Here is a 24,861-nt window from a genome sequence, read left to right on the forward strand (position 1 = left end):
GTGGCGCTCGGCGATAGCTAAGCGGATGGCCGGGGTGACGCCGCCATTGCCGGCGTCGAGGTCGACAAGGGCGCTTGGTTCGCGTGCTTGATCCTTCAGACAAGCTAGCAGCCTACCCTGCGGAGCCTGCATGTTTGGATCTGACTGAAATCGCCCCAGGGCGGTGTTTTGTGCTTGGCACTTCTATGCCTTTCGCGCGTTGAGGCGTGTTCAACAAATGCGCCAAGGATGATGAACGGTGATCAGGCTTCCCAATCATAGAGTGGCGCCGACCCATTGCGGATTGCGACAAAAATATCGTGGCGGCCGCCGCGCTCACGGTTGTCCCCCTAGCATTGACGGCTGCAGGCGATGAGCTTCGATTCTCTCTTCTCGACCTCGCTCTGTTATGGCCCAGGCGGCCCAGATGCCGGCTGGACGTTCACGCTTTCCATTATCTTTGCATTGGCGGCAGTCGCATTGCTTTATGTCGTAGGCGCCATCCGGCTATGGCAACGGAGCGGGCGCGCTCGCCCTTTGCGTTTTCGGCAAGCCCTACTGTTCGCCGCCGGCTGGGTCGCATTGGTGGGAGCCTTGGTGAGCCCGCTTCATGCATTGGGCGAGCGGCTGTTCACCGCTCACATGATTGAACACGAATTGCTGATGGCGGTGGCGGCGCCCCTCGTAATTGCTTCATGTCCAGCGGCGCCAATGATATGGGCCCTACCCATGCGATTACGCCAGGCGCTCCGCGCAGCCGGGCATATACGCATGCTTGGGGCGATCTGGATCTTCATGAGTCGACCCCTAATCGCCACCATTCTGCATGGCGTCGCGATATGGGTGTGGCATGTGCCGGCGCTTTTCGAGGCTGCATTGCAAAACGGTCTCTGGCACTATGCGCAGCATGCCAGCTTTTTCGGCACCGGTCTTTTATTCTGGTGGGCACTGCTGCCTCACCCGCGCCGAAGACGTGCTTGCGGCAGCGCGGTCATACATCTTTTTTTGACCTCGTTGCATACCGGCCTGCTCGGGGCCTTGCTTGTGGTCTCGCCGCGGCTTTGGTATTCCGAAAATGCAGTCGGCTCAAGCTTGTGGGGTCTTGCACCCCTCGAAGACCAGCAGCTTGCGGGCCTCGTGATGTGGATCCCGTCTGGCCTGATTTATGGCGGAGTAGCGTTGTTCCTGGCCGGTCTCTGGATTCGTACAAGTGGACGGGAGCAGACACCGCTTCGCGTCATCGAGATCGGCGCCGGCGTTTCGACGGATGTTTCGTCTTGACGTCGGCGGGATAACGCAAAACGCCGTCCGGAAGCGCACTTTCGATATCTCCAACGGGATTTGGCCCCGCTTGTTCGAAACCGTCCCCGCGCTTGGCGTTAAGCTGCAGCACATCTGACCCTGCCAGCGCGGCGCGTATCTTCAGCATTCGGACAAGCTCGGGGCGAAGGCCGTCGCCTCTGCCCGCGGCCAGATCATGGAAGGAAGCAAAGGGATACATTCGGCTAATCTTTCAATAGCGAGACTCGTCCCCTCGAGGGTCGTCGTCCGACAATTCAACGCCCCCGCCAAAGGCATGTTCCGGCAATTCCATGGGGTCGGGTTCAAATATTCGCAGGAGATTGGAACCGCGGGGCCGAACCGAAGTTTGACTGCAAAGGAGCCGTCCATGGCAACACCGCCACGTCAAACGCCGGCAGAGAATGCCCATGCTCAGGCTGGGCCTGACAAGACTCCGGGATTTGACCCTGCCGCCGCGCCTCTCAGTACCGACGCAGAAGCGGCAGATGCGCCAAACCTCGCTGGACATAAGCCTCCAGAGAACGCTCCGCGATTCAAGAACGAAGCTAGCTTTGCCGATGCCATGCGACCGATGGAGGATGAAGTCGAAGCCCGGCCCGGCAGCAACTGGCCATTGCTGGTGATTGCCGCGTTGGTTTTTATTGCAGCGGCGGTCTTCGTTGTGGCGAGCCTCGTGCGCTAGCGCTTTGCCTGGCTTTTGCGGGACTTCTTTTGATCTTGCGACTGTCCGATGTCCCCTTTCATGCGGGCAAGGTCCGCCATCGGACACAAAAGCCTCGGCTGCGTGGGGTTGGATATATCGATCTTGTCCCAAGGAATTCGATAAAAGCCACCGTCACGGCGTAACCGAAATGCATCGAGCACTGCCGCGCCTATCGCGGAAGCGGAAAGTCGCTCGAATGCGGCGTAGATGCCGATATGGAATTCGGTAATGACGAGATCGTGCCCGTCCTTTTCGGCGAGAATCTCCTCGATGTAGCCGATGCTTTTCCCGCGTGGCGATAACACGCATCGGCCAACCAGCCGCTCGAGATTGATGGTTGTGGCCATCAGCCTGCTCCCGGGATGCGGCCGACGACGTGGTCGCGCAACCAGTTTTGCCAATCGAAGATTGCCGTCTCGCGGACGTCGATGTCGAACTCGATATCGATGCCGATGTCGCGCACCTTGTTCCAGGCGATCCGATGCGGCTCGCCGTGGCGTTTGCCGCCCAGCCTTGCCGACAGTCCCGCCATCCAGCGTCCGGGCCGTGCACCTAGCCGGCGTGCCAGCGCAATCGATCCTAGTTCGATCGCAACGATCCTTGGTGGCTTGCCTTGCCTCAGTTCCGCCACCAGGCCATCGACCTTGCCGATCTTGACCTGCTCGCGGTCGATCACTTGCTTGTCCAAAATGTCGCGGACCAGATCCATCACGTGCCTCCGAATATTTGCAAGGGGATCGCCACAATCGCCAGCACGAAGCCAAGCGCAATAACAAAGATGACCGCGGCATTCGAGACCATCCCATTGCGATGCTTGCCGACATAGCGCTTGTCGTTCATCAGGAAGAGGAAGGGAATCACGCTGAGAGGCAGGCTGGCAGCCGTCAGCGCCATTGAGAAGATCGTGAGCTTCAGCGGGTCAAGGCCGGCCGCAATCGGTAGGGCGCTGAGAAACAACGCCACCGTGTAAACCGTGCTGAAGCCAGGATTGTCGCGCGGTTTCTGGTCCTCGCCCCATGTCCAGCCGAAACCTTGGGCCATGAGATAGGCCTGCTGCAGTCCAACTTCGAGCACAGCACCGAAGCAAGCTATACCGAGCGAAGCAATGAACAGGACAAAGCCCCAGAAGCCGAATATCGGGATCAGGATCAGCGGCAACTGATGGTAGTCGTCCACCTGGTCTATGCCGTGTGGGGAAAGCACAAGCGCGGCGACGATCAGCACGCTGACGGAAATCGTGCCGCCAAAGCTCATACCCATCGCCGCAATGGCGCGATTGGCCCCGAGATAGCTTTCGTCCCACCGGTCCTCGATCGCTCCCGAGGAGTAAAACATGAATAGATAAGGCGAAATTGACGCCCCAAGAATGCTGACGGCCATGAACCAGTAATTGGCCGCGTCATGGTTTGGCACAGTGGGAATAGCGCCCGCCGCGACCTGACCCCAACCGGGCTTAAGCATCACCGCGCCGACCACAAAACACAGTGTGACCAGCCCGAGAATCGAAACGCCTTTTTCGATAAAGCCGAACGTGCCTTTCCAGAGAAACACCCAGGCCAGCAATGCCACCAGAAGCGCCCACCATTGGAAGCCGATTCCGGTGGCAAGTTCGAGCGCAATGGCAACGCCGCCGATCTCAGCCGACATGACCAGGAGATTGACCAGAAGGACCGCCAGAAGCGGCCAGAGGAAGGCGTTGAAGCCAAATCGCTCCCGAATCCCATCGGCGATGGTATGATGGCTCACGGCAGCGAAGCGGCCTGCCATCTCGACGAGGAAGATGATGCAGATCGTCCCCAGAACGATCGCCCAGATCAGCTGGAAATGGAATGCTGCACCGGCTTGAACGGCTGTCGTCAGTGAACCGACTTCGAGAAAACCACCAACGCTGGTGACAACACCCAACGATATTTCGAGGACCTTCTTCATGGGTGCGGGCTAAAGGATTTGGTATAGGTGGCGGCCAGGGCGGCAATAGCGTTTCGCACATCCCGCTGCGCTCGCTCCACTTTCGCGGGGTTGTTGTCCTGTAATCCCACCTCTGCGTTCGCTACCGCGGCCGCCAGGCGGCTGATGGCCGTGATCAGTCTGGCTCGCTCGGAGACCTCAGGTGAATCGGCTGATTGGATTTGGGTTTCGGCATCGGAGAGCTTCCGGCTGATCGATTGCAGCGTGCGTGACGTATAATTTTGAGGAGCCGCCCCCGCGAGCCAGGCGTCCAGGGCCATCGATGCCGTTTCTGCGGCGGAAGCCGCAGTTCTCAATTGGCTGCCAATCTGGTCTTCCGATGAGGAGCATGCCGATAACACAGCCGGCATCAGGACAAAGCACAGTAAATTAAGTATAGAGTAGCTGAATTTTGTGGTGTTTACACTAGGAATAGCCGAGTTGCTGGCACCCTGATTTCTCTTGCTGACAGAGAACAATCCCATCTTCTTACCACGCGACAATTGAATCTCGCGACCGTACCGACGCGTTTTGTCGAGTCAGACTGAATACGCGATCCACACCCGGCCGAATTCTCCGGCTCGTGTTTCAATCGATGACTGAGGAAAATGTTCCGCAGCGCTGTATGTGGCGAAGGAGTATTCGGTCGGCAGTCCGGTTTGCTCAAAGGGACTCGGTGGCTTGGCCGGCCCGACGGGAACAATCGGTCGAGGGCGGGGTTCTATTTTTTGTCTCTTGCTAGGTGCCCTCCATGAAACCTGCCGTGGCCGATCACATCGAAATAAAGAAATACGAACACCCGACCGGGGGCTGGGGGTCGCTTCGTTCCCTGGCGCGTCACGCGCGCAGCGAAGGCCTGTTGATCTCGGGAATATGGAGCACGCTGCTCAAGCAGAACAAGGCAGACGGCTATATGTGCGTGTCCTGCTCATGGGCGAAACCGGCTGATCCGAGGCCTTTCGAGTTCTGTGAAAACGGCGCTAAGGCCACGATGTGGGATCAGACGAAACTGCGCTGCGGGCCGGATTTCTTCGCGCAGCACAAGGTCGCGGAGTTGCTCGATTGGCCGGACCGGGACTTGGAAAAGCAAGGCCGCTTGACGGACCCCATGCGCTACAATCCGGTCACCGACCAGTATGAACCGGTTGCCTGGGAAAGTGCATTCCGCGAGATCGCCGTCGAGCTCCAGCGGCTCAATCCGAAATCGGTTGTCTTCTACTCCTCCGGCCGTGCCTCGCTGGAGGCCTCATTCATGTATCAGCTTTTCGCGCGCATCTACGGTTCATCCAACCTGCCGGATTCGTCGAACATGTGCCACGAATCGACCTCGGTCGGCCTGCCCGAGTCGATCGGCTCCCCGGTTGGGACCGTTCAACTCGAGGACTTCTCGAAAACTGACATGATGTTCTTCTTCGGCCATAACACCGGCGTCACGGCGCCGCGGCTGCTGCATCCATTGCAGGAGGCACGCCAACGACAGGTGCCAGTGTTCACTTTCAATCCTTTGCCCGAGCGAGGTCTGAAGCGGTTCAAGAATCCGCAAAACCCTGTCGACATGTTATCGCCGGGGCCTGGCACCAAGATGTCCAGCGACTTCTTCCAGGTTCGTTGCGGTGGTGACATCGCAGCCATGACTGGTATCGCCAAGGCGGTGCTTGCGCTCGACGATGCTGCGTGTGAGCGCGCAAGTCAGCGTGTCCTGGACGTCGATTTCATCGCCGAGCACACCCACGGCTTTGCCGAATTCGAATCGTATCTGCGCGACGCCAGCTGGAACGATATCGTCAGACGCTCCGGTATCGCTCAGGCCGATCTGGAGCATGTCGCGAAAATCTACAGCCTTTCCCGTGCTGTAATCGGAAATTACGGCATGGGCCTGACGCAGCACCGGCATGGCACCGAGAATGTCCAGATGCTATGCAACCTGCTGCTGATGCGCGGCAATATGGGCAAACCCGGGGCCGGCATTTCGCCACTGCGCGGCCATTCAAATGTTCAAGGCCAGCGCACTGTCGGCATAACTGAAAAACCCGAACTCGCTCCCTTGGACAGATTCGCCGAGTTCTACGCCTTCGAGCCACCGCGCGAGAAAGGCCTCGACACGGTCGAGACCTGCGAAGGCGTTATCGGGGGATGGGTGAATGGCTTCATCGGACTGGGAGGCAATTTCGTTCGCGCAGTGCCGGAAACCGGCCTGGTCGAAAAGGCTTGGCGTGGACTGGGCATTCATGTCGAGATCGCAACCAAGCTCAACCGCAGCCATCTCATCCCGGGAGCCGTCACCTATCTTCTCCCCTGCCTGTCGCGGCTGGAAAGAGATCACCAGGCAAGCGGCGACCAGACCGTCTCGATAGAAGATTCGACCGCATGCATCCACGGCTCCTTTGGATCGCGGCCTCCCGCGTCGCCAAACCTGCTTTCGGAGCCAAAGATCGTCGCCGAACTTGCCAAGGCCACGGTGCCGAACAAAAGTTCCATCCCATGGGACCAATGGGTTGCTGATTATTCGCGTATCCGCAATGAGATCGAACGGTGCTATCCTCAGCACTTCCGCGATTTCAACACGCGGTTTCTCGACCCCGGCGGCTTTCACCGTGATATCAAGGCGTCGAAACGCGTGTGGGAGACACCGAACAAGAAAGCCAATTTCAAGTTGCCGTCGATGCTCGAGGCAAATCCCGATATCGATCTCTCGGGTGACAATGTGCTGACGCTGATCACAGTTCGCTCCAATGATCAGTTCAACACCACCGTCTACGGCTATGACGACAGGCTGCGCGGCATCTACGGAACCCGCATGGTGCTGCTCATGAATGAGGCGGACATCCAGCGTTTCGGGTTAAGTGCGGGGCAGGAAATCGATCTCGAAACCCATGCCGATGATGGTGTGGAGCGGCGCGTGCGCGGTTTACGGGTCACATCCTATTCGATTCCCGAGGGGAACTGTGCCGGCTACTATCCGGAACTCAACCCGTTGGTTCCACTCTGGCATCGGGCAAAGAAAGCTCATGTTCCAGCAGGGAAATCGTTACCAGTCAGAGTTGTTCCCCGAAAGACCCCGGCCCGTAATGGTCTCCTTTGAAGTATAGATCTCGTTCTGATCCCCTCAGACGCCTTGCTGAAGGCGGCTGAAATATTAGCATCCCTGAGAATGGGTTGCCGTAGCGAATATCTCCCCTGATATGCGCTGTTGAGTCGTTTCACCTTGCCCTTCACTTAAATGGGCACATGTCCACGGCCCTCCAGAGGACTCATTTAGCTGGGTTTTCAAGCATGCCTTGGCGTCAGGTGTTGCCGCATGACATCGCACCGATTTCGAACCAGAAACGACGGTGCTGAGCATCCTTTTACAACCGGCCGCGTTATGTTCTCGGCTTGATGGTAGATTCGTCATGGCAAGGTGCATGAGCTCGTTAATCTGCCGTCGGAAGCGGAGACGATCCTCAATCCTCCCCGCCTTTGCACATAGAATTCAGATCTCATCCAGAAATTTTGTCGCCACCCTTTCGGAAAAGGGTGCGGGACAGGGCCTGAGAGGAGCAACTGCTGCGTCGACATTGTTTCTAACGGGATGCAGCGACTGGCAATCGACGCTTCATGCGCATGGTGCGAACGCCCGAAAAATATTTGATCTCATCTGGACCTTCGGCGCGGTTGCCGTAACGACGTGGCTTCTTGTCATGCTGGTCCTGGCAATGGCGCTTTTCCGACGCCACTTGGCGGAGACGTCGCGATCACCGCTGCAGATCGATTCTCATCAAGAACGCCGGCTGATCCGTGCTGTCGGAAGCGCCACGGCTTTGACAGTGGTGGTTCTCATTGCGTTGACGATAGGAAGCTTTTTTGCTGGCAAGTCGATCGCTTCGCTGAGCGGAAGCGAGACGGTCACCGTCCGTGTCACAGGTCATCAATGGTGGTGGGAGATACGCTATCCCAAAACCGATTCGTCGCAGGCGATCGTCACGGCGAATGAGATCCATGTTCCGGTCGGCGAGTCCGTGAAGGTCAAACTCGATTCGCTGGATGTCATTCACAGCTTCTGGGTTCCAAGCCTTGCAGGAAAAAGGGACCTCATTCCGGGCCGGCCGAGCGAACTGACCTTCATCGCCGACAAGCCCGGCATATATCGCGGTCAGTGCGCCGAGTTCTGCGGCTACCAGCATGCCCATATGGCGATCACTGTTGTCGCGGAAAGCCGCGAAGCGTTTGACGCCTGGCGATCCAGGCAAGACACCGACGCGGCCATGCCCACCGCCGATGAAGAACGCCGCGGCCAGGCGGCTTTTCTCGGGACTGGCTGCGCGCTCTGCCATGCGATCAGGGGCACACCTGCCAGTGGGACGGTCGGACCTGACCTGACCCACGTGGCTGGCCGCCGCTCACTAGCCGCCGATACGCTTGCCATGACGCCGGGCGCCCTTGCTGCGTGGATTGCCGATCCTCAATCGATAAAGCCTGGCGCGAAGATGCCGCGCATTGCCCTTAGCGCCGACGATCTCAACGCGGTTGCTACCTATCTTGGAAGCCTTGAATGAGTGGCATTGGGGAAAAGAAGGCAGAGCGAATACTGGAAGTGGGGCCGCAAGGCATTCGCGACACCGGCCTCGACGAGGCGAGGCTGCGCGCTTTTCTCGCACATGCCTGGCAGACACCAAAAGGGCTGTATGGCTGGCTGGCCACGGTCGATCATAAGCTGATCGGCCGGCGCTACGTCGTGACGGCTTTCTTGTTTCTCATTCTTGCGGGTCTGTCAGCACTCGCCATGCGCTTTCAGCTCGCTGCGCCCGAGGCTGGCCGTATAAGCCCAGACTTCTACAATCAGCTCTTCACCATGCATGGCACGACGATGATGTTTCTGTTCGCCGTGCCGGTAATGGAGGCGTTCGCCGTCTACCTGGTACCGCTGATGATTGGCACGCGCAACGTGGCCTTCCCCCGCCTCAATGCCTTTAGCTACTGGATCTACGTTTCAGGCGGGATGATGATTTGGATAGCATTCGCCTTCAATACAGGCGCAGATGCCGGCTGGTTTTCCTACGTTCCGCTCGCCGGACCGGACTATGGCATTGGCAAGCGCCCGGACTTCTGGGCGCAGATGGTGACCTACACGGAAGTATCGGCTCTGGCGGTTGCCGTCGAGATCATTGCGACGGTATTCAAACAGCGCGCCCCCGGCATGACCCTCGACCGCATTCCGCTCTATGTCTGGTCGGTGCTGGTCACAGCCTTTGTCATACTATTCGCCATGCCGGCCGTAATGGTCTCGAGCACAATGTTGATCCTCGACCGGCTTGTCGGCACCAAGTTCTTCGATTCAGCCGCGGGGGGCGATGTGCTGCTCTGGCAGCATCTGTTCTGGTTCTTCGGTCACCCCGAAGTTTATATCATATTTATTCCAGCGACCGGCTTTGTCTCGGCGATTCTGCCCACCTTCGTCCGTCGCCCCGTCTTCGGCTATCTCGGGATTGTGTTGTCGTTGATTGCAATCGGCTTCCTCTCTTTTGGACTGTGGGTGCATCACATGTTCGCCACCGGTCTGCCGCAGCTTGGCGAAAGCTTCTTCACCGCCTCCTCGATGATGATCGCCATCCCGAGCGGCATCCAGATATTCTGCTGGATTGCGACGATCTGGGGTGGCAAGCCCATCTTTGCCACACCGCTGCTTTTCGTGCTCGGCTTCATCTTCACCTTCGTCATCGGCGGCCTGACGGGAGTCATGGTCGCCTCGGTGCCGCTCGACCTGCAGGTGCACGACACCTATTTTGTGGTCGCGCACTTCCATTATGTGCTTGTCGGCGGCGCTGTCTTTCCCCTTCTCGGCGCCGTCTACTACTGGTTTCCCAAGGTCACCGGCCGCTTGCTTTCGGAGCGGCTCGGCCACTGGAATTTCTGGTTTGTATTCGTCGGCTTCAACCTCACCTTCTTCCCGATGCACATCCTCGGGCTGCAGGGCATGCCGCGCCGTGTCTACACCTATCCGCTGGAAAGCGGCTGGGGCAGCGTGAACCTCTTCATCAGTCTTTCATCAATGGTTCTGTTCGCCGGCTTCGCGCTCTTCTTTCTGGACATGCTGCTCAGCCTTCGGAGCGGCCGCCTCGCCGGCGACAATCCGTGGGGTGCGAGCACGCTCGAATGGGCTGCGACGTCACCGCCGCCGTCCTATAATTTTGCGCACTTGCCGGTGGTGACTCATCGCGATCCACTTTGGGCAGAGCCCGACACACTCCCAGTTATCGAGGGTTTGCGTGTCGATACGCGCGAAGTGGTCGGCGGCACGGTTGCGGACGCTGTGCCGCAATTGCGCGTGCCATCGGCTGATAATTCGATCTGGCCTCTGCTCTCAGCGATCGCCGTAGGCGGTACATTCTTCGCCTCAATCTACACCCCATGGGCTGTGGTGTGGGGTGCGATACCGGTCTCATTCGGCTTCATCTGCTGGTTCTGGCCGAAGGACGAACCGGAGGACGTGGAATGAAAAAACGCCCTATCGTCGATGTCAGCCACCTCCCCACATATGACTTCGGCGCGGCGAGCCCGATGTGGTGGGGAACACTCGCCTTCATTGCCCTTGAAGCGGCCGGTTTCGCTCTGGCGATTGGTACCTATTTCTACCTGGCTGTCCTGGCCCGGCACTGGCCGATTGCGGCACCCGCACCTGATCTTGCACCGGGCACGGCAATATTGATTATTCTGCTCGTTAGCATTGTCCCCAATCATATAGTCGACCGCTGGGCTAGACAGCACGACCTTCAAAAGGTCCGCGCCGGCATGGTCGTAATGACGATCGTAGGGATTCTTCCCCTGATCGTGCGTATCTGGGAATTTCCCGCGCTTCACATCTCGTGGGACCAGAACGCCTACGGTTCGATCGTTTGGTTCCTCCTCTCGCTGCACACATCACATCTTCTCACCGACGTCGGAGACACGATCGTACTCGCTGTCCTGATGTTCACGCAAAAGGGCAAGGCCGGCCGCCGCCTCAGCGACGTGTCGGACAATGTGTTCTACTGGGACTTCGTAGTCGCCTCGTGGATGGTGCTCTATCTCGTCATCTATTGGACGCCGAGGATGTGATATGCAGGCGATCCGCAATGGCATTTCCTGGGCTGGCTTTGCCAGCGGGCCAACCGCTTGGGCAGTGTCGCTGCAGCTCGACTATGCGATTGCCGACTGGCAGTGCCATGCCGGCTTTCGTCCCACGGCACTGTTCTCGCTGTTGGCTGCCGCCGCCGCATTGGCAGGTACCCTGCTGTCCTGGCGCGCGCTCCGCCACGCCAGCTACGGCACAAGCCCGCCTCTGCAGGCGCGCGCGAGGCGCTTTCTCGCCAGAGCCTCGGTCGGCATCGGAGCGCTGTTTGCACTCGCCATGCTCGCGCAAATGGCGGCCGGGCTGATCTTCAGTGGGTGCGAACTGTGAGTGTGCCGGGATGCCTGCGGCGGCCGATCTGCTGCCAACGGCAGTCGCACTGGCCCGCGCGAGGGCCGGAAACCGTGGGCACCGGCCTGAGCCCGCGCTGCCCTATGCTGTGCGGCGGGCTCCTCTGCTCCAGTTCTGCCCTGCTTCAGGCTTTCGCAGCCACCGTCCTCCGGCTCATCGCTGCCAGCCTGGCATTGTTGGCCCTTTGCGGCGAACTGTCAGCAAATGAAATCCTGAGGGGTGAATATCTTGCACGAGCCGCCGACTGCGTCGGGTGTCACACCTCCAACCCAAGTCGACTGTTCGCCGGCGGCTATCGTGTGCCGACGCCCTTCGGCGATGTCTATTCTACCAACATCACGCCGGACCATGACACAGGCATTGGACGCTATTCCGAAGACGAATTCGTGCGAGCCGTCCGGGAAGGCGTAAGGCGGGACGGGACCAATCTTTATCCGGCCATGCCGTACGACAGCTTCGCCAGGATGAGCCGCGAGGAGGTGCTCGCGATCAGGACCTATCTCCTTGCGCAAACGCCGATCATTCAGCCACGACCGCGAAATACCCTGCCGTTCCCATTCAACCAGCGCTGGGCGCTCGGGCTGTGGAAACTCGCGAACTACCGTCCCGGCAGCTTCACGCTGGATCGAAGTCGATCCGAGGCCTGGAACCGGGGGGCCTATCTGGTAGATGTGCTCGGCCACTGCGGTGCCTGCCACACGCCGAGGAATGTGACATTCGGCGAGGATGACGATCACAAGCTCGCCGGCGGTGCCGCGGGCATCTGGCAGGCCTTTAACATCACCGGCGATAAGACGGCGGGCATCGGCGGCTGGAGCGACGATGAGCTATTTCGCTTTCTCAAGACAGGCGCCGCGGCTGGAAAGGCTTATGCCAGCGGTCCAATGGCGGAAACGGTGATGAACAGCCTGCAACATCTTTCGGATGACGACATCCGCGCCATCGTCGCCTATCTCAGGGACGTCCCTCCCCGATCCGGAGCCGAGCAGCAGCCCCGTTTCTCATGGAGTGGGACGATTACGGCTAGCGCTGCCGAACCGAGCAACGCGGCGCAAGCCAGCACCAACACGGCGGGCCATCTTTACGGATCCCTGTGTTCGGGTTGCCATGGATTTGATGGCAGCGGGTCGCCTGACTCTTCCTATGTCACGCTGACCCACAACAGCACTCTCGGCGCGGCTACTCCTGAGAATGTCGTCATGGCGATCCTAACCGGAGTCAAGGCGGGCGACGTAGCAGGTCGCAAATCAATGGCGGCCTTCGCGGATTGGCTGGATGACGGCCAGGTGGCAAGCCTTGCCAATTATGTGACCGCCCGTTTCGGAAATCCGGAACTCAGTGTCACGGCAGCCGACGTGCACCAGATGCGGGCAGGCTCGACAACGGAACAGACGATCATCCTGCTGGCGGCCCAGGTACTGGTGATCATCGGTGCCGGTTTATCGCTCGGCTTGCTCCTTCTGATAGCAGCCCGTCTTCGACTTGTACCACGTCTTTCCTATTTCACGTCCGCGCATAGAGATACGCCGTGATGTCGCGCGCCTCCTGGGGCGAAAGGTTGGTGTTCGGCATGGCCGTCTTCGGATCGACATCCCGCGCCCTGCTGATCCAACGCATCATCGCATCGGAAGAGGTCCGACCCCCATGCCCGCCGATATAAGCTCTTTCAGCAACGCCCTGCAGGGACGGGCCGACGCTCCCATGAGCGCCGGGCACACCGGGAATTTCATGGCATCCGCCGCAACCATTGCGGATCATTGCCGGAATGGCGCGCTCGGCATCGCCGCCGACTTGCTGCACGACGGCGGCCTCATGCGAGCTGTTGCTGCGGATGGTCCCTGTCGTGCCGACTAGTACAACAGCGACACCTGCCGTTACCCACGCCGTCCACCAGAACGTTGACGAATGTGGCCGCCGATCAGCAGTGGTCGGCCGCGTCGCTGGTTTCCGCCTCTTCGCCATTGTTGTCGCCTTCATTCTGAGCACGTGCGATGCAATTTCGCCCAAGCCAGATGGCGCGTGCGCCAAACGGCTAAGCAAAACTGACACTCGGCAGCATTGTTCCGGAACGGTTCGACAACGGCAAAAAATAGGGTCGCCAGACCCAATTCAGCGCGTTGTGAAAGCACGCATTGTCAGCCTCATTTCCTTGATTGTTGGACCTTGCCCCGCGCTGGCTTGGTACGAAGCGCCGGTCGCGCCATTTGGAACAGCCGCTGTTGCCCCGCGTTGTTCCGGAGCTTATCGCCCAAACTGTCAGGAGCGCCTCGATGGGACTTTTCACGAAAGACATCAAGACGATGGACGATCTGTTTCTGCATGTGCTGCAGGACACCTACTATGCTGAGGAGCAGATCCTGAAAGCGCTGCCCAACATGGTCCAGAAAGCGACAAACCGCGACCTGACTGCAGCTTTCAAGAGCCACCTCGAAGAGACCGAGAGACACGTTCAACGTCTCGAACAAGCTTTCGAGTTGATCGGGGAATCGCCGAAGGGAACCGCTTGCCCAGCGATCGACGGCATCATCAAGCAGGCGAAGGAGATCGCGGGAGACGTTGCCGAGAAGAAGGTGCTCGATGCCGCGCTCATCATCGCAGCACAAGCCGTCGAGCACTATGAGATCAGCCGATATGGAACGCTCATCGCCTGGGCGGAACAAACCGGCAAAGATGCGGTCGCGAAGCTTTTGGCCACAACTCTGACCGAGGAAAAAGCGGCCGACAAGAAGCTCACCACGATCGCCCAGCGGAAAGTCAATCAGAAAGCTGCTCGCTGAGCATCGGGGGATCGAAAGTTAGAGCATGAACGCGCATGGCGAACAGACCCGGTCTCTCTGGATGAAGGTGGAGGTCGATCCCGCCGCTCCAAGTTTCTCAGGGACGCAGCGTTGCGACACGGTAATCATAGGATCCGGAATTGCAGGACTGTCCGTGGCCTACGAACTGAGCGCCCTGGGCGAGACTGTTGTCCTGATTGATCGCGGCCCCATTGCCGCCGGCATGACGTCGCGAACGACAGCGCATCTCGCGCCGATTTGCGACGACGGGCTGGGTGCACTGATCAATATTCGCGGTGAGGAGATGGCTCGACTGTTCCAGCAGAGCCAGGAAGCGGCGGTCGCCCGTCTTGAGGAGATCGCCGGCGAGCTGGGCATCGATTGTAACTTCCGCCGGCTGGATGCCTTCCTGTTTCCGGCGATGGGTATTCGGCCGAAAACCGCCCTCAATCAGCGCCAGGAGGAGTTCGATGCCGCGCGAAAGATAGGTGCAGCTGCTAAACTCGTGACCGGTGTGCCGCTCAAAGGCTTCGAAGAGGCGCCCGTTCTTCGTTATCCGAACCAGGCAACCTTCCACCCGCTGCGGTATCTTCGAGGACTTGCCGCGGCTATACGCGAGAGGGGCGGTCTTATCTTTGCCAACAGCACCGTGGTGGCGCTTGAGGAACTGGCGGAAGGCGGGGTGCGCGTCTCCACTGAGAACGGCGGATCGATCGCGGCATCACACGCCGTCGTTGCCACCAATTCGCCGATCAACAATCGTTTTCGCCTGCACACTAAGATGTCGCCATACCGAACGTATGCGATGGCCTTCACTCTGCCTCATGGCGATCTTCCAGATGCGCTCTTCTGGGACACTGGCGATCCCTATCACTACGTCCGGATAAACCCAGGCCCCGGCTCGGTGGACTATCTCATTGTAGGTGGCGCCGACCACAAATCGGGCGAAGCTGACGACGGCGACATCCGGTTCGAAGCGATCGAGGCATGGATACGCTCGCTGGTGCCAACTTTGGGCAAAGAGGTAACGCGATGGTCTGGACAAGTTCTCGACACGATCGATTATTGCGCCTTCATCGGTCTCAACCCCGGCAGCACATCGGTCTATGTCGTCACTGGCGACTCCGGACAAGGCATCACGCATGGCGCGCTTGCCGGACTTCTTTTGAAGGATCTGATCCTCGGCGAATCCAATCCCTGGAGCGAAGTTTACGAACCTTCACGCAAAACGCCTTCCGGCCTGGTCAATTATGTTCGAGAAAACGCCTCGGCGGTGACAAATCTCGCCGGGTACCTGCTGCCTGGCGAATTGAAGTCGCTCGATGAGCTCTCTCATGGTCAAGGTGGAATTTTGCGGGATGGAATGCGCAAGATCGCCGCTTGTCGCGACATGGCCGGTAACGTTCACCTACATGCCGCCGGGTGCACGCACGCGGGGTGCGAAGTCGCCTGGAACTCGACAGAGCAGTGCTGGGACTGCTCCTGCCATGGATCACATTTCGGCCGGGATGGGGCTGTTCTGAACGGCCCCGCTGTGCTTCCGCTGCAGCGGATCGACTCTCCGATGCGGGAGTAGTCTGGATTTCGATCTGTGACAGCGCGCTCTAATAGGCGGTTCGCCAACCCCGCGCCTGTCCTTCCTGACGAGGGAGACGCTGGCTGATCGAGGATACTAAATCGACAGCGGTTGAAGGCAGCTGAAAAATTTGGTTCCTGGAATATTTCCGACAAATAGATCTCGAGCTGGGCGGGGCCCGAAGGCTTGGTCGATCTCTCAATTAAATGCCCACCCCGGCGGGGTGACCGGGGCGGGCTGGACCGGGCTCACCCAATCCGCAGCGCGCCTTTCGCGGGGGGTGGAGAGACTGCGCGCCGTGCTTCAACAGGAACATCAGCAGCGTCTAAATGTTCCCTCGCTATGTCAGGAACTCCGGGCCGGTGCCGCCGTTAGTCCCTATGCAGTCAAAGGAGGTCCGTACCATGGATTGGAACCGCGTCGAAGGAAACTGGAAGCAGGTCAAGGGCAAGGTCAAGGAACAGTGGGGCAAGCTCACCGACGACGACCTCGACCGCATCGCCGGCAAGCGCGACCAGCTCGAAGGCAAGATTCAGGAACGCTACGGCATCGAGAAGGACCGCGTCCGCCGCGATATCGATGACTGGTACGCCCGCCAAGGTTGGTAGCGCTTCACGCACTATTCGCAGTCGTTCCGGGGTGATGCCGTTCTGCGGGCAAAGTAAGCCGCCTCGGAGGTCGCGTCGCAGGTAGGCCGCTTTTATGGCGGACAGGGCAAGAACATGCCTGCAGGGACCCTCGCCATGCATGGGAAATGCACCTCGCACGCGCTCAAATACCCATCGACGGCTATCGATCTCTGCCGCCAGGCGGGCGGCATACTGACCTGGCAAATCGGAACACGTCGGCTGCCGAGTGGTTTACTCTCATGCCGTCGACCCTGACACGCAAAATAGAGTACGATCCGGACAGTCGGATACTCTCGGTGTGGTTCGTGCCAGGGACTCTACGAGTTTGAGGACGTCCCGCCAGAGACCTTTGCCGCGTTGCGATCGGCCTTCGGCAAGGGCCGCTACTTCAACAGTCAGATCAGCAACCGTTCCGGTATCGCCGAAGCGATTCCTAATGATGGCGACCGTCTATTTCTAACCGATAGTGCACGGGCCTGTCGTGCCACATCACTTGGCTGAGATCCTGCATATCGACCGGCTGCCCACAGATCGGACTCAGGTAAAAATAATCGGCTTCGTTCTCAAGCGGGCCGCCATTGCGCCTGCCGGTGATCATTGGGCCTTGATCAGAAAGCTTTGTCACCGTGCGCCTAGCGCCTTGGCTTCCCGCTCCAGCACCTCCCGGTCATTGCCGTGCTCTTTGATGAGTTTCCGGACTTCAGGAATTGTGAGCCCGAACTTGCTGGCGAGATACCCCACCTCGTATTCCTCGTCACCTGCGACGCGGTCGCGGTCACGAAAATCTCGCTTGGTTTTGTCGTCGTCCGTCATGGTTGCTCCTCCTGGTTAGAAGGAACAGCGAACGAGACAGAACGTTCCGTTCGCTTTTTACGAATAGCTAATGGAACGCTTATGGATCTGCGATATTGAATCAAATTCGAGTTGCGTGGGGTTCCGATGTGTAAGCCTGCCGGCGGCGCCCGGCTGTCCTTCATTCGTCCGATGGAGCCCGAGCTGGTTGAACAGCCGCCCAGGGGCGACGAATGGAGCCACGAGGTTAAATTCGACGGCTATCGCACCCAAATGGTCAAGGATGCCAGCGGCATCCGGCTCTAAACCAAGACCGGCATAGACTGGACGTTGAAATATCGGCCGCTTGCTGAGGAGGCCAGTGCACTCGATGCGGAAAGCTTCATCATCGAGGGTGAAGTGATCGTCACCAATGAGGCCGGACTGTCCGCCTTCCACGCGCTGCGGTCGGCCATCACCAGACGACCGCAAGACCTCTATCTAGTCGCGTTCGATCTTCTCCACCTCAACGGCCACGATCTGCGCGATATGGCGCTGCAGGATCGGCGCGAAGTCCTCCAAGCCCTGATCCCTGCCGCCGGCCATGTTCAATTCAGCGAGGCCCTGCCGGGCGCCGGCGATGCCGTCTACCACCTGGCTTGCGAAGCGGGCCTGGAAGGCATCGTCTCGAAACGGCTGGACAGCGTCTACCGCAGCGGTTCGACGATGAACTGGCGCAAGATCAAGTGCTACGTCGAGAAGGAGATGGATATCATCGGCGTGAAGCGCGAGACGGGGAAGCCGGCGATGGTGCTTGTGGCCGACAACGGCCGCTATATGGGCGGCGCGTTCGTCACGTTCAAAGCGGACAAACGGCAGGCCCTATGGGACCGCGTGAAGGTCAAGACCGGCGCGCCGCCGCCGAAGGGCTTGACTAAGGAAAAGGCCGAATGGCTCAAGCCCGGCCTAGTCGGTCGGGTGAAGTTCTTGAAGGGCGAGGAGAAGCTTCGCCACGCCTCGCTCAAGGATTTCCGGGAGCAAACCTGATGGTCCCGGCACTCCGATTAGGCCCATGTCAATTGCACCTCGAATTGACTCGTAGCAGTCACATTTGAGTCGATGATACGCGGGTCGTCCGTACCGGGTAGAGGCACGCGGGCGCTTGGGAGCGGCTATCATGCTTTTGGGAAGACAAGCATGCCGGCATATTGTGTGGCGGACTCCGCCCAGCTCGCAATCCTTGCAAAAGCTGTCACCGACTACTGCGCGAAGCATAAGCTCGCGTGCATGGTTGACCGCGAACGAATAGCGGTGAAGGTAATGGACCTTTTCCAACAGGGCATAGTCGACCCAGATCAGCTTTCCCTAGAGCTTGAAAGGTAGGCTAGCAAACCTGGCCTCGCTGGGTAGCCCGGTCCTGCGAATCCTGTGTCATCCAAAGATAAGCAGGCCGGGCTATTCAGCCTACGCAACCGACGACGCCTTGTCCTGCCGACTCCACGCCTGCTGAAGGACTTTTGGAAGAAAACTCGACGGCTGGAACCACGCTCGGCGCCAGGTGTTCCTGTTGATCGGATGATCACGGGATTGGAACATGGCGGCCCCACGCGCGGTTTGGAAAGGTTTTCTGAAGGTCGGTTCGGTTTCTTGCGGCGTTAAGCTCGTAGGGGCGACCAGCGAGGCCGGAAAGGTCCATTTCAAGATCCTCAACCGGGAGGACGGTCTGCCGGTCAAGAGCGCCTACGTCGATGAAGAGACCGGCGATGTTGTCCCGTCGGAAGACCAGATCAAAGGCTACGAGGCCGAAAAGGGCGACTTCATCGAGATCGAGCCCGACGAGATCAAGAAGTTGAAGTTGACCTCGCAACACACGCTTGAGGTGAGCGAGTTCGTCGCCCTTGACGACATCGACACTCGCTATCTCGAAAAACCCTATTATGTCATTCCGGCCGACGGAGCTGCGGTCGAGGCCTTCACAGTGCTCCGTGAGGCAATGAAGAGGAAGCGCGTCGCGGCCCGGTCTTGCGTCGTCCTCTACCAACGCGGTCGAGAAGTGGTCATCCAGCCCTTCGGAAAGGGAATGCTTCTGACCGAGCTGCGTACCCCCAACGAGATGGTTTCCGAGAGCAGCGTTTTCGACGATCTGAAAAGCCCGAAATACGATGAGGATTTGCTCGAAATTGCCAGCCTTCTGATAGACAAGAAAGTGACCAAGTTCGATCCGTCGAAATTTGAGGACACCTATGAAGACGCGCTGATTGCCATGATCGATGCCAAGCGCAAGGGCAAGAAGGCGCCAAAACCCGTGCCACAGCCAAAAGAGAACGTCGTCGATCTCGCTTCAGTGCTTCGCCAGAGCCTGGAGAAAGAAGGCATCAAGCGACAGCACAAAGCAAAGGCCGGCCGCAAGTCGGCGTGACTGTCCTCCGGCGGCGGGGCTTTTTATTAGCTAAGCCTAACGTTGTTAATGCCGGGCGCTTCAAGGTAGCGCATAATATGCATCTGCCCCGGGTCCGAGACCGGGGTAAGGCCTGGCCTGTACGCCCAAGTCGCCCCTCGACTTCCCCGACAGGCCGGGTATCCGGTTCGCTTCCGATGCGTATGCAAGGCAACCTTGGCAAAGTGCCGAATTAGGAATATCATCCTTTTTGGTGCGGCGACCCATCTCACGAGGATCGCCCTAGACGATGAAATTCCCCTTCACAGAAGACACGCTCGGCAAGAAGCTCGAAGCCGGCACGGGCATGTCGGTCGACTGCCTCACTTGCCGGCGTCATGCGATCCTTGACGTTGCAGAATTGGTGCGCCGGCTCGGGCCGGACCAGTCGTGCATGCACTATGACCTGCTCAAGGTGCTCTATTGCCATGAATGCCGCGACGCCGGCCGCGATGACCGCAACCTGCATTTCACCAACCATGCGGTGACGCCGGGCAAGCGCAAAGGCTGGACGCTTTGTCCTTGAAGCGGGAGCGGCCCGGCAAGCCAGCTCAGGAAGACCCACCGGGCCGACCGGTGGCTGGAACTCAAAACAAACCGCACACCGGCTGGCCGGGTTATATCAGCTCTCGGGAGAGCATTCCGTCATGCGAACGAAGGGTCCTGACGTTACGGATTCAAGGCCAAGTGCTAGCGGTCCGGCAAGGCTGGTGGGCTAGGCCAGCACACGCCAGACCTGACTAGGTAGGGCTCGGGGGGCGAGACACGGCACAGACTAACGAAGCACCAACGACCTAATTCCCGCGCTGGGGCCTGGCTCTTGGTGGCAAGCTTTCACACGGATTTGCAGCCAATCGAGCGATTCGCCGATCTCTTAGCCACAGAGATTTCTTGCTTTCCAGTGTCTCATGGCGATCGTCATCAGCGGCCGATCGCCCTTGCATTGAGGCGACCGCATAGTCGGCTCTGTTCGTTCGATAGTCTTTTTCTTGGACAGACATCGTTTTCCTCCCGGTTCGCGGGCATCTCCCTCCTTTAGCCTGGACGGAGTCACTAGCTGCCGATGCATCGCCGGAGTCTACAAATTGCGGATTGCATTAAAGCACCCATCTCCCGATTCGGAGCGGCGCCTGCTTGAAGCAGAGCCTTAGCCAGCATCGCTGTTGGCGAGCCACCACGAAAAAGCGCTGATTTCGACATGGCTTGCAGGATCGCTTGGCCGGGCAAGGCAGTGCGCTCAAGCGCTCCGACGGGCCACCTGAGCGCCCCGCTGGGACTTCGGTCTATTCCGACTGGGACCGTGTGCCCAGACGCGGAACGTAAGGGAATCGCCGCCGTTGGTCGAAAGTGACGCCGGCAAACAAAACGGCGTTCCATCAACCAGGCAACTCATAAGGAAATCTACGATGATCCGGAAAATATTGGTGACCGGAGCGACCGCTGCGCTGCTGTCGACTGCGCTCTGCACCGCCCAAGCTTACGCAGAGGACAAGACCAAGCCCACTTCCCAAGCCGCGGTCGTCGCGCCCGTGACCGATGGAAGCCTCGTGTCCAAGATTATGGGCGCAGCTGTCTATGACAGCACGGCCGATGACGCGACGAAGATCGGGGACGTCAACGACATTGTCCTCGACAAGGACGGCAAAGCCAAATTGATCGTCATCGGGGTCGGGGGATTCCTCGGTGTCGGCGAGAAAAATGTCGCCTATGATTTCAGCAAGATCGAATGGGTCAACAAGAAAGGCGAGCGCTGGCTCGTCGCCAAAACCACGAAGGAAGAGCTTCAGGCTCAGCCTAACTTCGACACCAAGGCCTATGATACCGCCAACACCCAACCCGCCACCAATACAGCCAATCAAACGGCTCCTGCCAAGACCGACCAGACCGCGACGGCCTCTATCGACAAATCGACGCTAACCACGATGCCGTCCGACAAGATCAGCGCGGCAAATCTGATCGGCACCAATGTCTATGGCGCGGACGATGCGAAAGTCGGCGAAATCGGCGACGTCATCCTGACCGGCGACAAGAAGGTCGATGCCATCATCGTGGACGTCGGCGGCTTTCTCGGCATTGGCGAAAAGAAGGTCGCCGTCGGCATGGAGAACCTCAAGTTCATGAACGACAAAAACGGCAACCGCTATCTCTACACGAATTTCACCAAGGACCAGTTGGAGGCACAAACGGCCTACGACAAGGGCACCTACGCTCAGAACCGCGACAAGCAGCGCATCATTGTCAAGCAGTGAGGTCGAAATGCGCCCGCGCCGGTGCGACGCGGGCGTTGCTCAACATAGGGAGAGCGACCATGAACAATCTTATCTGGCTCGTAGGAGCAATAGTCATCATAATAGCCATACTGAGCTTCCTCGGCCTCCGGTGACCTCTCTGGAAGCCCGAAACAGGTGCGAGGTCCTTGGATTGACCGATGGCCGGTCGGGTCCGCGGCTCGCCAGCAGTGTGCGGCCGATCTCGCGCGGTGGATTGACCTTGCCGGCCCTGTGGTTTCACGCCGACGGCAGCAACTTTACCGGCGCGTTGGTGAGGTCACGCGTGCCTTAGCACGGAAGCCTTCTTGAAGTCTGCTGGCTCCGCCATCCCGCTGTCCCTAATTCTAAGTTTCTGATCGCTGCCTGGTACTGAGCTGAGACTGGAACTGCGAACGTGTCCAAACTAGATCAGTTCGCCGATGGGGCATAAGCTAAAGCACAGGCTAGTGCCAGAGAACGGCACCGAACCGCCGCGTCGTTCAAAGCCGTTTTTTCCTCGGCGTGAGACCTGGCAACTCGTCATCAACACCGGCACCACGATCATCACCGTCGTGATGGTGTTCCTGTTCCAGAACACGCAGAACCGCGATGCGCCGCCGTCCAGGCCAAGCTCGACGAGCTGATCCGTTCGGGCCATGCCAAGAACGCCTTCAACGGTATCGAGCATCTCACAGGGGCGGTTCGGTTTTTCAATCAAACCAAACCGCTCAGGGGCGGTAAGATTACGAGTGAGGCTGTCAGCTCAGCCGCGAACGAACAGTGCCTCGTCTTCATCACGTTGCTTGCCACCAAGCGCTGCCGCGACACTAGCGATGAAAGCGCCCACGATCATCGACAGAGCGCCGACCAGCGCGAAAGTGGCACTTGCCTTCCTGGCCGTATCCGCGGCCGCCTTCGCCTTGTTCTTGGCATCGTCGACGGCCGCGAGCACGGTATCTACGCGCTTGGCGGCGTCGGCCTCCGAAAGTCCGGTGCGGGATGCGACCAGTTTCGCAAGATAGGCCTTATCGTCGGTCGAGACTTCGCCTCTGGCGGCGCTCGCCACTAGGATGCGCGATGCCTGGGCGGTGGCGACGGCGTCGTTCTGCCCGGCCGTCGCCGTGGCGCCGGCATCAGGCGGACGGAACAGCGTATCGACGAAATAACCCACGCTGTTGTTGTCGGTCGGACCCGTCGCGGCACTCGCGGCCGCGGACGTAGCACCCGCCGCCGCACCCGACGCAACGTTGGACGCGGCCTGCACACCGGCGCCGATCGTCGCCGACAAAGCAGAGCCAAAAACACCGGCGACAAGCAACGTTGCCAGCGCCCAGGCAAGGAACCCGTGCGCGGTGTCGCGGAAGGTGACTTCATCGTCGTGAATGCCGACCCATTTTGCCCGGAGGCGGCCGGTGAGATAGCCGCCCAATCCGGCCGACAGCCACTGCACGACGACCAGCCAAACCGCGGCCGAAACCGCGAAAGTAACCGCCGATGCGCTTGCGCCGGTCCAGGGTGAAACCATGGTCAGCCCAAGTCCGGAGCCGACTAACATCAGGACCACTGTCAGGGTCGATGCCGCGAAAGCACCCGCGATGATCGGGCCCCAGCTCACGGCGGATGACGAAGATTCCTTTTTGCCGGAAACTTCCACCTCGGTAACTGCGGAGTTCATGTGAAGCTCCTACCGTGCGAACAACAAGAGCAGGATGATGATCGGAATCGGAACTCCGAGCAGCCAAAGCAATATACCGCGTCCCATAGCAACCTCCTATATTTCTGAGACGAAATACCAATTCCCGGAACTGGCTTTCGTTCCAGAGGTTTATTGATTGAAATTCAGAATGAGGTGGACCGATTTATTTGTCTATAGAGATGGCTTCGCCTTCGCGCCTGCCTGGCAGGAGCGCGGGCTGATCGAATATCGCCGGCCTCGGCTTCTAAAGTCGGTGCCGCTGGAAGGCCAAACTTCAAAGTGGTGTATTAGTTCCACCTTAAGGACCGATGACCTCAAGTTAAGCGGCTGGGACGGGTTGCTCAGCGCCTCCGCTGCCAGAATTCCAAGACAAGCACGATGATCAGACTGCTGACGACGATCCAAATGGCGACCTCGCCATCCGACACGCCTGGCTTGGATGAACCGGCTGATCTCTCCGTATTACTGGCGGCCGCCGCTACCACGGGCGCAAGGTCCGGCCGGCTGCCGCTCCGCACCGAATAGGCGCGGGTGATCTCGGCGCCGAAGAGGAATATCTGGGCCGAATAGTAGACCCACAGCAGCACGACCATCAGCGCGCCGGCGGCACCGTAGGACGTCGCGATGGCGCTGGTGCCGATATACCAGCCGATCAGCGATTTGCCGATGGTGAAGAGCAGCGCGGTGACGACTGAGCCAACCGCGACGTCGCGCCATTTCAGCGTGCGGTCCGGCAGGACCTTGTAGATCGCTGCGAAGAGCAGCGCGATCAGCACGAAAGACACGACGGTGTTGATGGCGCTGACGATCAGCTCGCCGAATGGCAGGCGCTCGTTGATATACTCGCTCAGCGCCGAGATCGCCGTACTCGCGGCGAGCGACACCAGAAGCATGAAACCAAGGGCTGCCACCAAGCCGAGGCTCGCCGCCCTCGCCCGTACCAGGCGTGACAGCGACATGTCGCTCGGCTCGACCTTCCAGATCTCGTTCAGCGACTGCTGCATCTCGCCGAAGACGCCCGACGCGGTGACAAGGAGCGCCATTAGCCCGATGAAGGTGGCCAGCGTGCTGGACTCGCGATGCGCGGCGGTCTCGATCGTCGCCTTGAGCAGATCGGCGCTCTGCGGTCCCATCACGCCCGCGAACTCGGCCGAGAGCGCGAGCTGGGCGGCTTCGTTGCCGACGACGATGCCGGCGATCGCCACGACGATCAGCAGGATCGGCGCCAGCGACGTCGTGGCGTAGAACGCCATCGCCGCGCCATGGCTCAGCACATTGTCGTTGAGGTAGCCGGCGACGCTCTCTTTCAGCAGAACCCAGGCTTCTTCGAACCAGCGCTGCATATCTCTCACCGTCG

Annotated in this window: 25 protein-coding genes and 1 pseudogene; 18 read left to right on the forward strand and 8 right to left on the reverse strand. The window is 59.3% G+C overall.

Features of this window, described 5'->3' with window-relative positions; translation table 11 throughout:
• Positions 1-351 precede the first annotated feature (351 nt).
• Together EOA38_RS00535 and EOA38_RS00540 are read left to right on the forward strand one after the other, a co-directional pair.
• The gene (locus EOA38_RS00535; RefSeq protein WP_127298267.1) at positions 352-1,260 is read left to right on the forward strand and encodes a cytochrome c oxidase assembly protein; all 909 of its coding nucleotides are present in this window, start codon (positions 352-354) and stop codon (positions 1,258-1,260) included.
• A 388-nt stretch (positions 1,261-1,648) separates the two neighbouring features.
• On the forward strand, positions 1,649-1,963 hold the full coding sequence (locus tag EOA38_RS00540) for a hypothetical protein (protein WP_127220196.1): 315 nt from the start codon (positions 1,649-1,651) through the stop codon (positions 1,961-1,963).
• On the opposite strand, the gene EOA38_RS00545 is transcribed toward EOA38_RS00540, so the two are convergent.
• From EOA38_RS00545 to EOA38_RS00560, 4 genes are read right to left on the reverse strand one after another with little or no spacing between them, the layout of a single operon-like run.
• Complete coding sequence (locus EOA38_RS00545) at positions 1,960-2,331, reverse strand: hypothetical protein (RefSeq protein ID WP_126090116.1); 372 nt, start codon at positions 2,329-2,331, stop codon at positions 1,960-1,962. The two genes, EOA38_RS00540 and EOA38_RS00545, sit on opposite strands and share 4 nt — an antisense overlap.
• A complete protein-coding gene (locus tag EOA38_RS00550; RefSeq protein WP_127298268.1) occupies positions 2,331-2,693 on the reverse strand; it encodes a hypothetical protein in 363 nt (120 codons plus the stop codon). The genes EOA38_RS00545 and EOA38_RS00550 overlap by 1 nt, the downstream gene beginning before the upstream one ends.
• Positions 2,693-3,913 carry a divalent metal cation transporter gene (locus EOA38_RS00555; RefSeq protein WP_126090118.1) on the reverse strand — a complete coding sequence of 407 codons (1,221 nt, stop codon included), beginning with the start codon at positions 3,911-3,913 and terminating at the stop codon, positions 2,693-2,695. The genes EOA38_RS00550 and EOA38_RS00555 overlap by 1 nt, the downstream gene beginning before the upstream one ends.
• Positions 3,910-4,434: a hypothetical protein gene (locus tag EOA38_RS00560; protein WP_245480721.1), complete on the reverse strand. Its 525-nt coding sequence runs from the start codon at positions 4,432-4,434 to the stop codon at positions 3,910-3,912. The genes EOA38_RS00555 and EOA38_RS00560 overlap by 4 nt, the downstream gene beginning before the upstream one ends.
• A gap of 248 nt (positions 4,435-4,682) precedes the next feature.
• On the opposite strand from EOA38_RS00560, the gene EOA38_RS00565 reads away from it, so the two are divergent.
• The 6 genes from EOA38_RS00565 (at position 4,683) to EOA38_RS00590 (ending at position 12,901) form a co-directional block, all read left to right on the forward strand.
• Complete coding sequence (locus tag EOA38_RS00565) at positions 4,683-7,013, forward strand: FdhF/YdeP family oxidoreductase (protein ID WP_126090119.1); 2,331 nt, start codon at positions 4,683-4,685, stop codon at positions 7,011-7,013.
• Positions 7,014-7,335: 322 nt separating this feature from the next.
• A complete protein-coding gene (coxB, locus tag EOA38_RS00570) occupies positions 7,336-8,466 on the forward strand; it encodes a cytochrome c oxidase subunit II (protein ID WP_245464808.1) in 1,131 nt (376 codons plus the stop codon).
• Entirely contained in the window at positions 8,463-10,406 is a 1,944-nt protein-coding gene (gene ctaD, locus EOA38_RS00575) for a cytochrome c oxidase subunit I (RefSeq protein ID WP_127298269.1), read from the forward strand. Before coxB ends, ctaD begins: the two co-directional genes overlap by 4 nt.
• Positions 10,403-11,005, forward strand: coding sequence for a cytochrome C oxidase subunit III (locus EOA38_RS00580; protein WP_126090121.1), 603 nt, complete (start codon positions 10,403-10,405; stop codon positions 11,003-11,005). The genes ctaD and EOA38_RS00580 overlap by 4 nt, the downstream gene beginning before the upstream one ends.
• Position 11,006: 1 nt before the next feature.
• A complete protein-coding gene (locus tag EOA38_RS00585) occupies positions 11,007-11,348 on the forward strand; it encodes a hypothetical protein (protein ID WP_127220943.1) in 342 nt (113 codons plus the stop codon).
• A 74-nt stretch (positions 11,349-11,422) separates the two neighbouring features.
• On the forward strand, positions 11,423-12,901 hold the full coding sequence (locus EOA38_RS00590) for a cytochrome c (RefSeq protein ID WP_189434371.1): 1,479 nt from the start codon (positions 11,423-11,425) through the stop codon (positions 12,899-12,901).
• On the opposite strand, the gene EOA38_RS00595 is transcribed toward EOA38_RS00590, so the two are convergent.
• Entirely contained in the window at positions 12,873-13,376 is a 504-nt protein-coding gene (locus tag EOA38_RS00595; protein WP_245464809.1) for a c-type cytochrome, read from the reverse strand. The genes EOA38_RS00590 and EOA38_RS00595 overlap by 29 nt on opposite strands.
• A 263-nt stretch (positions 13,377-13,639) precedes the next feature.
• Here EOA38_RS00595 and EOA38_RS00600 point away from each other — a divergent pair, with 263 nt between their 5' ends.
• The 4 genes from EOA38_RS00600 (at position 13,640) to EOA38_RS41050 (ending at position 16,852) form a co-directional block, all read left to right on the forward strand.
• Positions 13,640-14,146, forward strand: a complete 507-nt coding sequence (locus tag EOA38_RS00600) for a ferritin-like domain-containing protein (RefSeq protein ID WP_127298274.1) — start codon at positions 13,640-13,642, stop codon at positions 14,144-14,146.
• Positions 14,147-14,171: 25 nt separating this feature from the next.
• Positions 14,172-15,722, forward strand: a complete 1,551-nt coding sequence (locus tag EOA38_RS00605; RefSeq protein WP_127298270.1) for an FAD-dependent oxidoreductase — start codon at positions 14,172-14,174, stop codon at positions 15,720-15,722.
• Positions 15,723-16,126: 404 nt separating this feature from the next.
• The gene (locus EOA38_RS00610) at positions 16,127-16,330 is read left to right on the forward strand and encodes a CsbD family protein (protein WP_126090123.1); all 204 of its coding nucleotides are present in this window, start codon (positions 16,127-16,129) and stop codon (positions 16,328-16,330) included.
• A gap of 378 nt (positions 16,331-16,708) precedes the next feature.
• The gene (locus EOA38_RS41050; protein ID WP_348627498.1) at positions 16,709-16,852 is read left to right on the forward strand and encodes a hypothetical protein; all 144 of its coding nucleotides are present in this window, start codon (positions 16,709-16,711) and stop codon (positions 16,850-16,852) included.
• Between the two features lie 120 nt (positions 16,853-16,972).
• Here the strand turns inward: EOA38_RS41050 and EOA38_RS00625 are convergent, their stop codons facing one another.
• Positions 16,973-17,164, reverse strand: a complete 192-nt coding sequence (locus EOA38_RS00625) for a DUF3606 domain-containing protein (protein ID WP_126090125.1) — start codon at positions 17,162-17,164, stop codon at positions 16,973-16,975.
• Positions 17,165-17,290: 126 nt separating this feature from the next.
• Between EOA38_RS00625 and EOA38_RS41055 the strand changes: the two genes are divergently transcribed.
• From EOA38_RS41055 to EOA38_RS00655, 6 genes and pseudogenes are all read left to right on the forward strand, one after another.
• Positions 17,291-17,449 carry a hypothetical protein gene (locus tag EOA38_RS41055; protein ID WP_348627499.1) on the forward strand — a complete coding sequence of 53 codons (159 nt, stop codon included), beginning with the start codon at positions 17,291-17,293 and terminating at the stop codon, positions 17,447-17,449.
• A gap of 24 nt (positions 17,450-17,473) precedes the next feature.
• Positions 17,474-18,169 (forward strand): ATP-dependent DNA ligase, encoded by a 696-nt coding sequence (locus tag EOA38_RS00630; RefSeq protein WP_348627500.1) that lies wholly within the window; start codon positions 17,474-17,476, stop codon positions 18,167-18,169.
• 547 nt (positions 18,170-18,716) lie between these two features.
• On the forward strand, positions 18,717-19,541 hold the full coding sequence (locus EOA38_RS00635; RefSeq protein WP_127298271.1) for a Ku protein: 825 nt from the start codon (positions 18,717-18,719) through the stop codon (positions 19,539-19,541).
• 268 nt (positions 19,542-19,809) lie between these two features.
• The gene (locus EOA38_RS00640; protein ID WP_126090128.1) at positions 19,810-20,085 is read left to right on the forward strand and encodes a hypothetical protein; all 276 of its coding nucleotides are present in this window, start codon (positions 19,810-19,812) and stop codon (positions 20,083-20,085) included.
• Positions 20,086-20,965: 880 nt separating this feature from the next.
• A complete protein-coding gene (locus EOA38_RS00650; protein ID WP_127220346.1) occupies positions 20,966-21,808 on the forward strand; it encodes a PRC-barrel domain-containing protein in 843 nt (280 codons plus the stop codon).
• 524 nt (positions 21,809-22,332) lie between these two features.
• Positions 22,333-22,502: pseudogene (locus EOA38_RS00655) on the forward strand (low affinity iron permease family protein); the annotation flags it as partial.
• 69 nt (positions 22,503-22,571) lie between these two features.
• Here EOA38_RS00655 and EOA38_RS00660 read toward each other — a convergent pair.
• Together EOA38_RS00660 and EOA38_RS00665 are read right to left on the reverse strand one after the other, a co-directional pair.
• Entirely contained in the window at positions 22,572-23,483 is a 912-nt protein-coding gene (locus tag EOA38_RS00660) for a hypothetical protein (RefSeq protein WP_127220348.1), read from the reverse strand.
• Between the two features lie 362 nt (positions 23,484-23,845).
• The gene (locus EOA38_RS00665) at positions 23,846-24,847 is read right to left on the reverse strand and encodes a YihY/virulence factor BrkB family protein (RefSeq protein WP_127298272.1); all 1,002 of its coding nucleotides are present in this window, start codon (positions 24,845-24,847) and stop codon (positions 23,846-23,848) included.
• Between the last annotated feature and the right edge of the window lie 14 nt (positions 24,848-24,861).

This window comes from Mesorhizobium sp. M1E.F.Ca.ET.041.01.1.1 (assembly GCF_003997355.1).
In the GTDB taxonomy this organism is placed as follows: Bacteria; Pseudomonadota; Alphaproteobacteria; order Rhizobiales; family Rhizobiaceae; genus Mesorhizobium.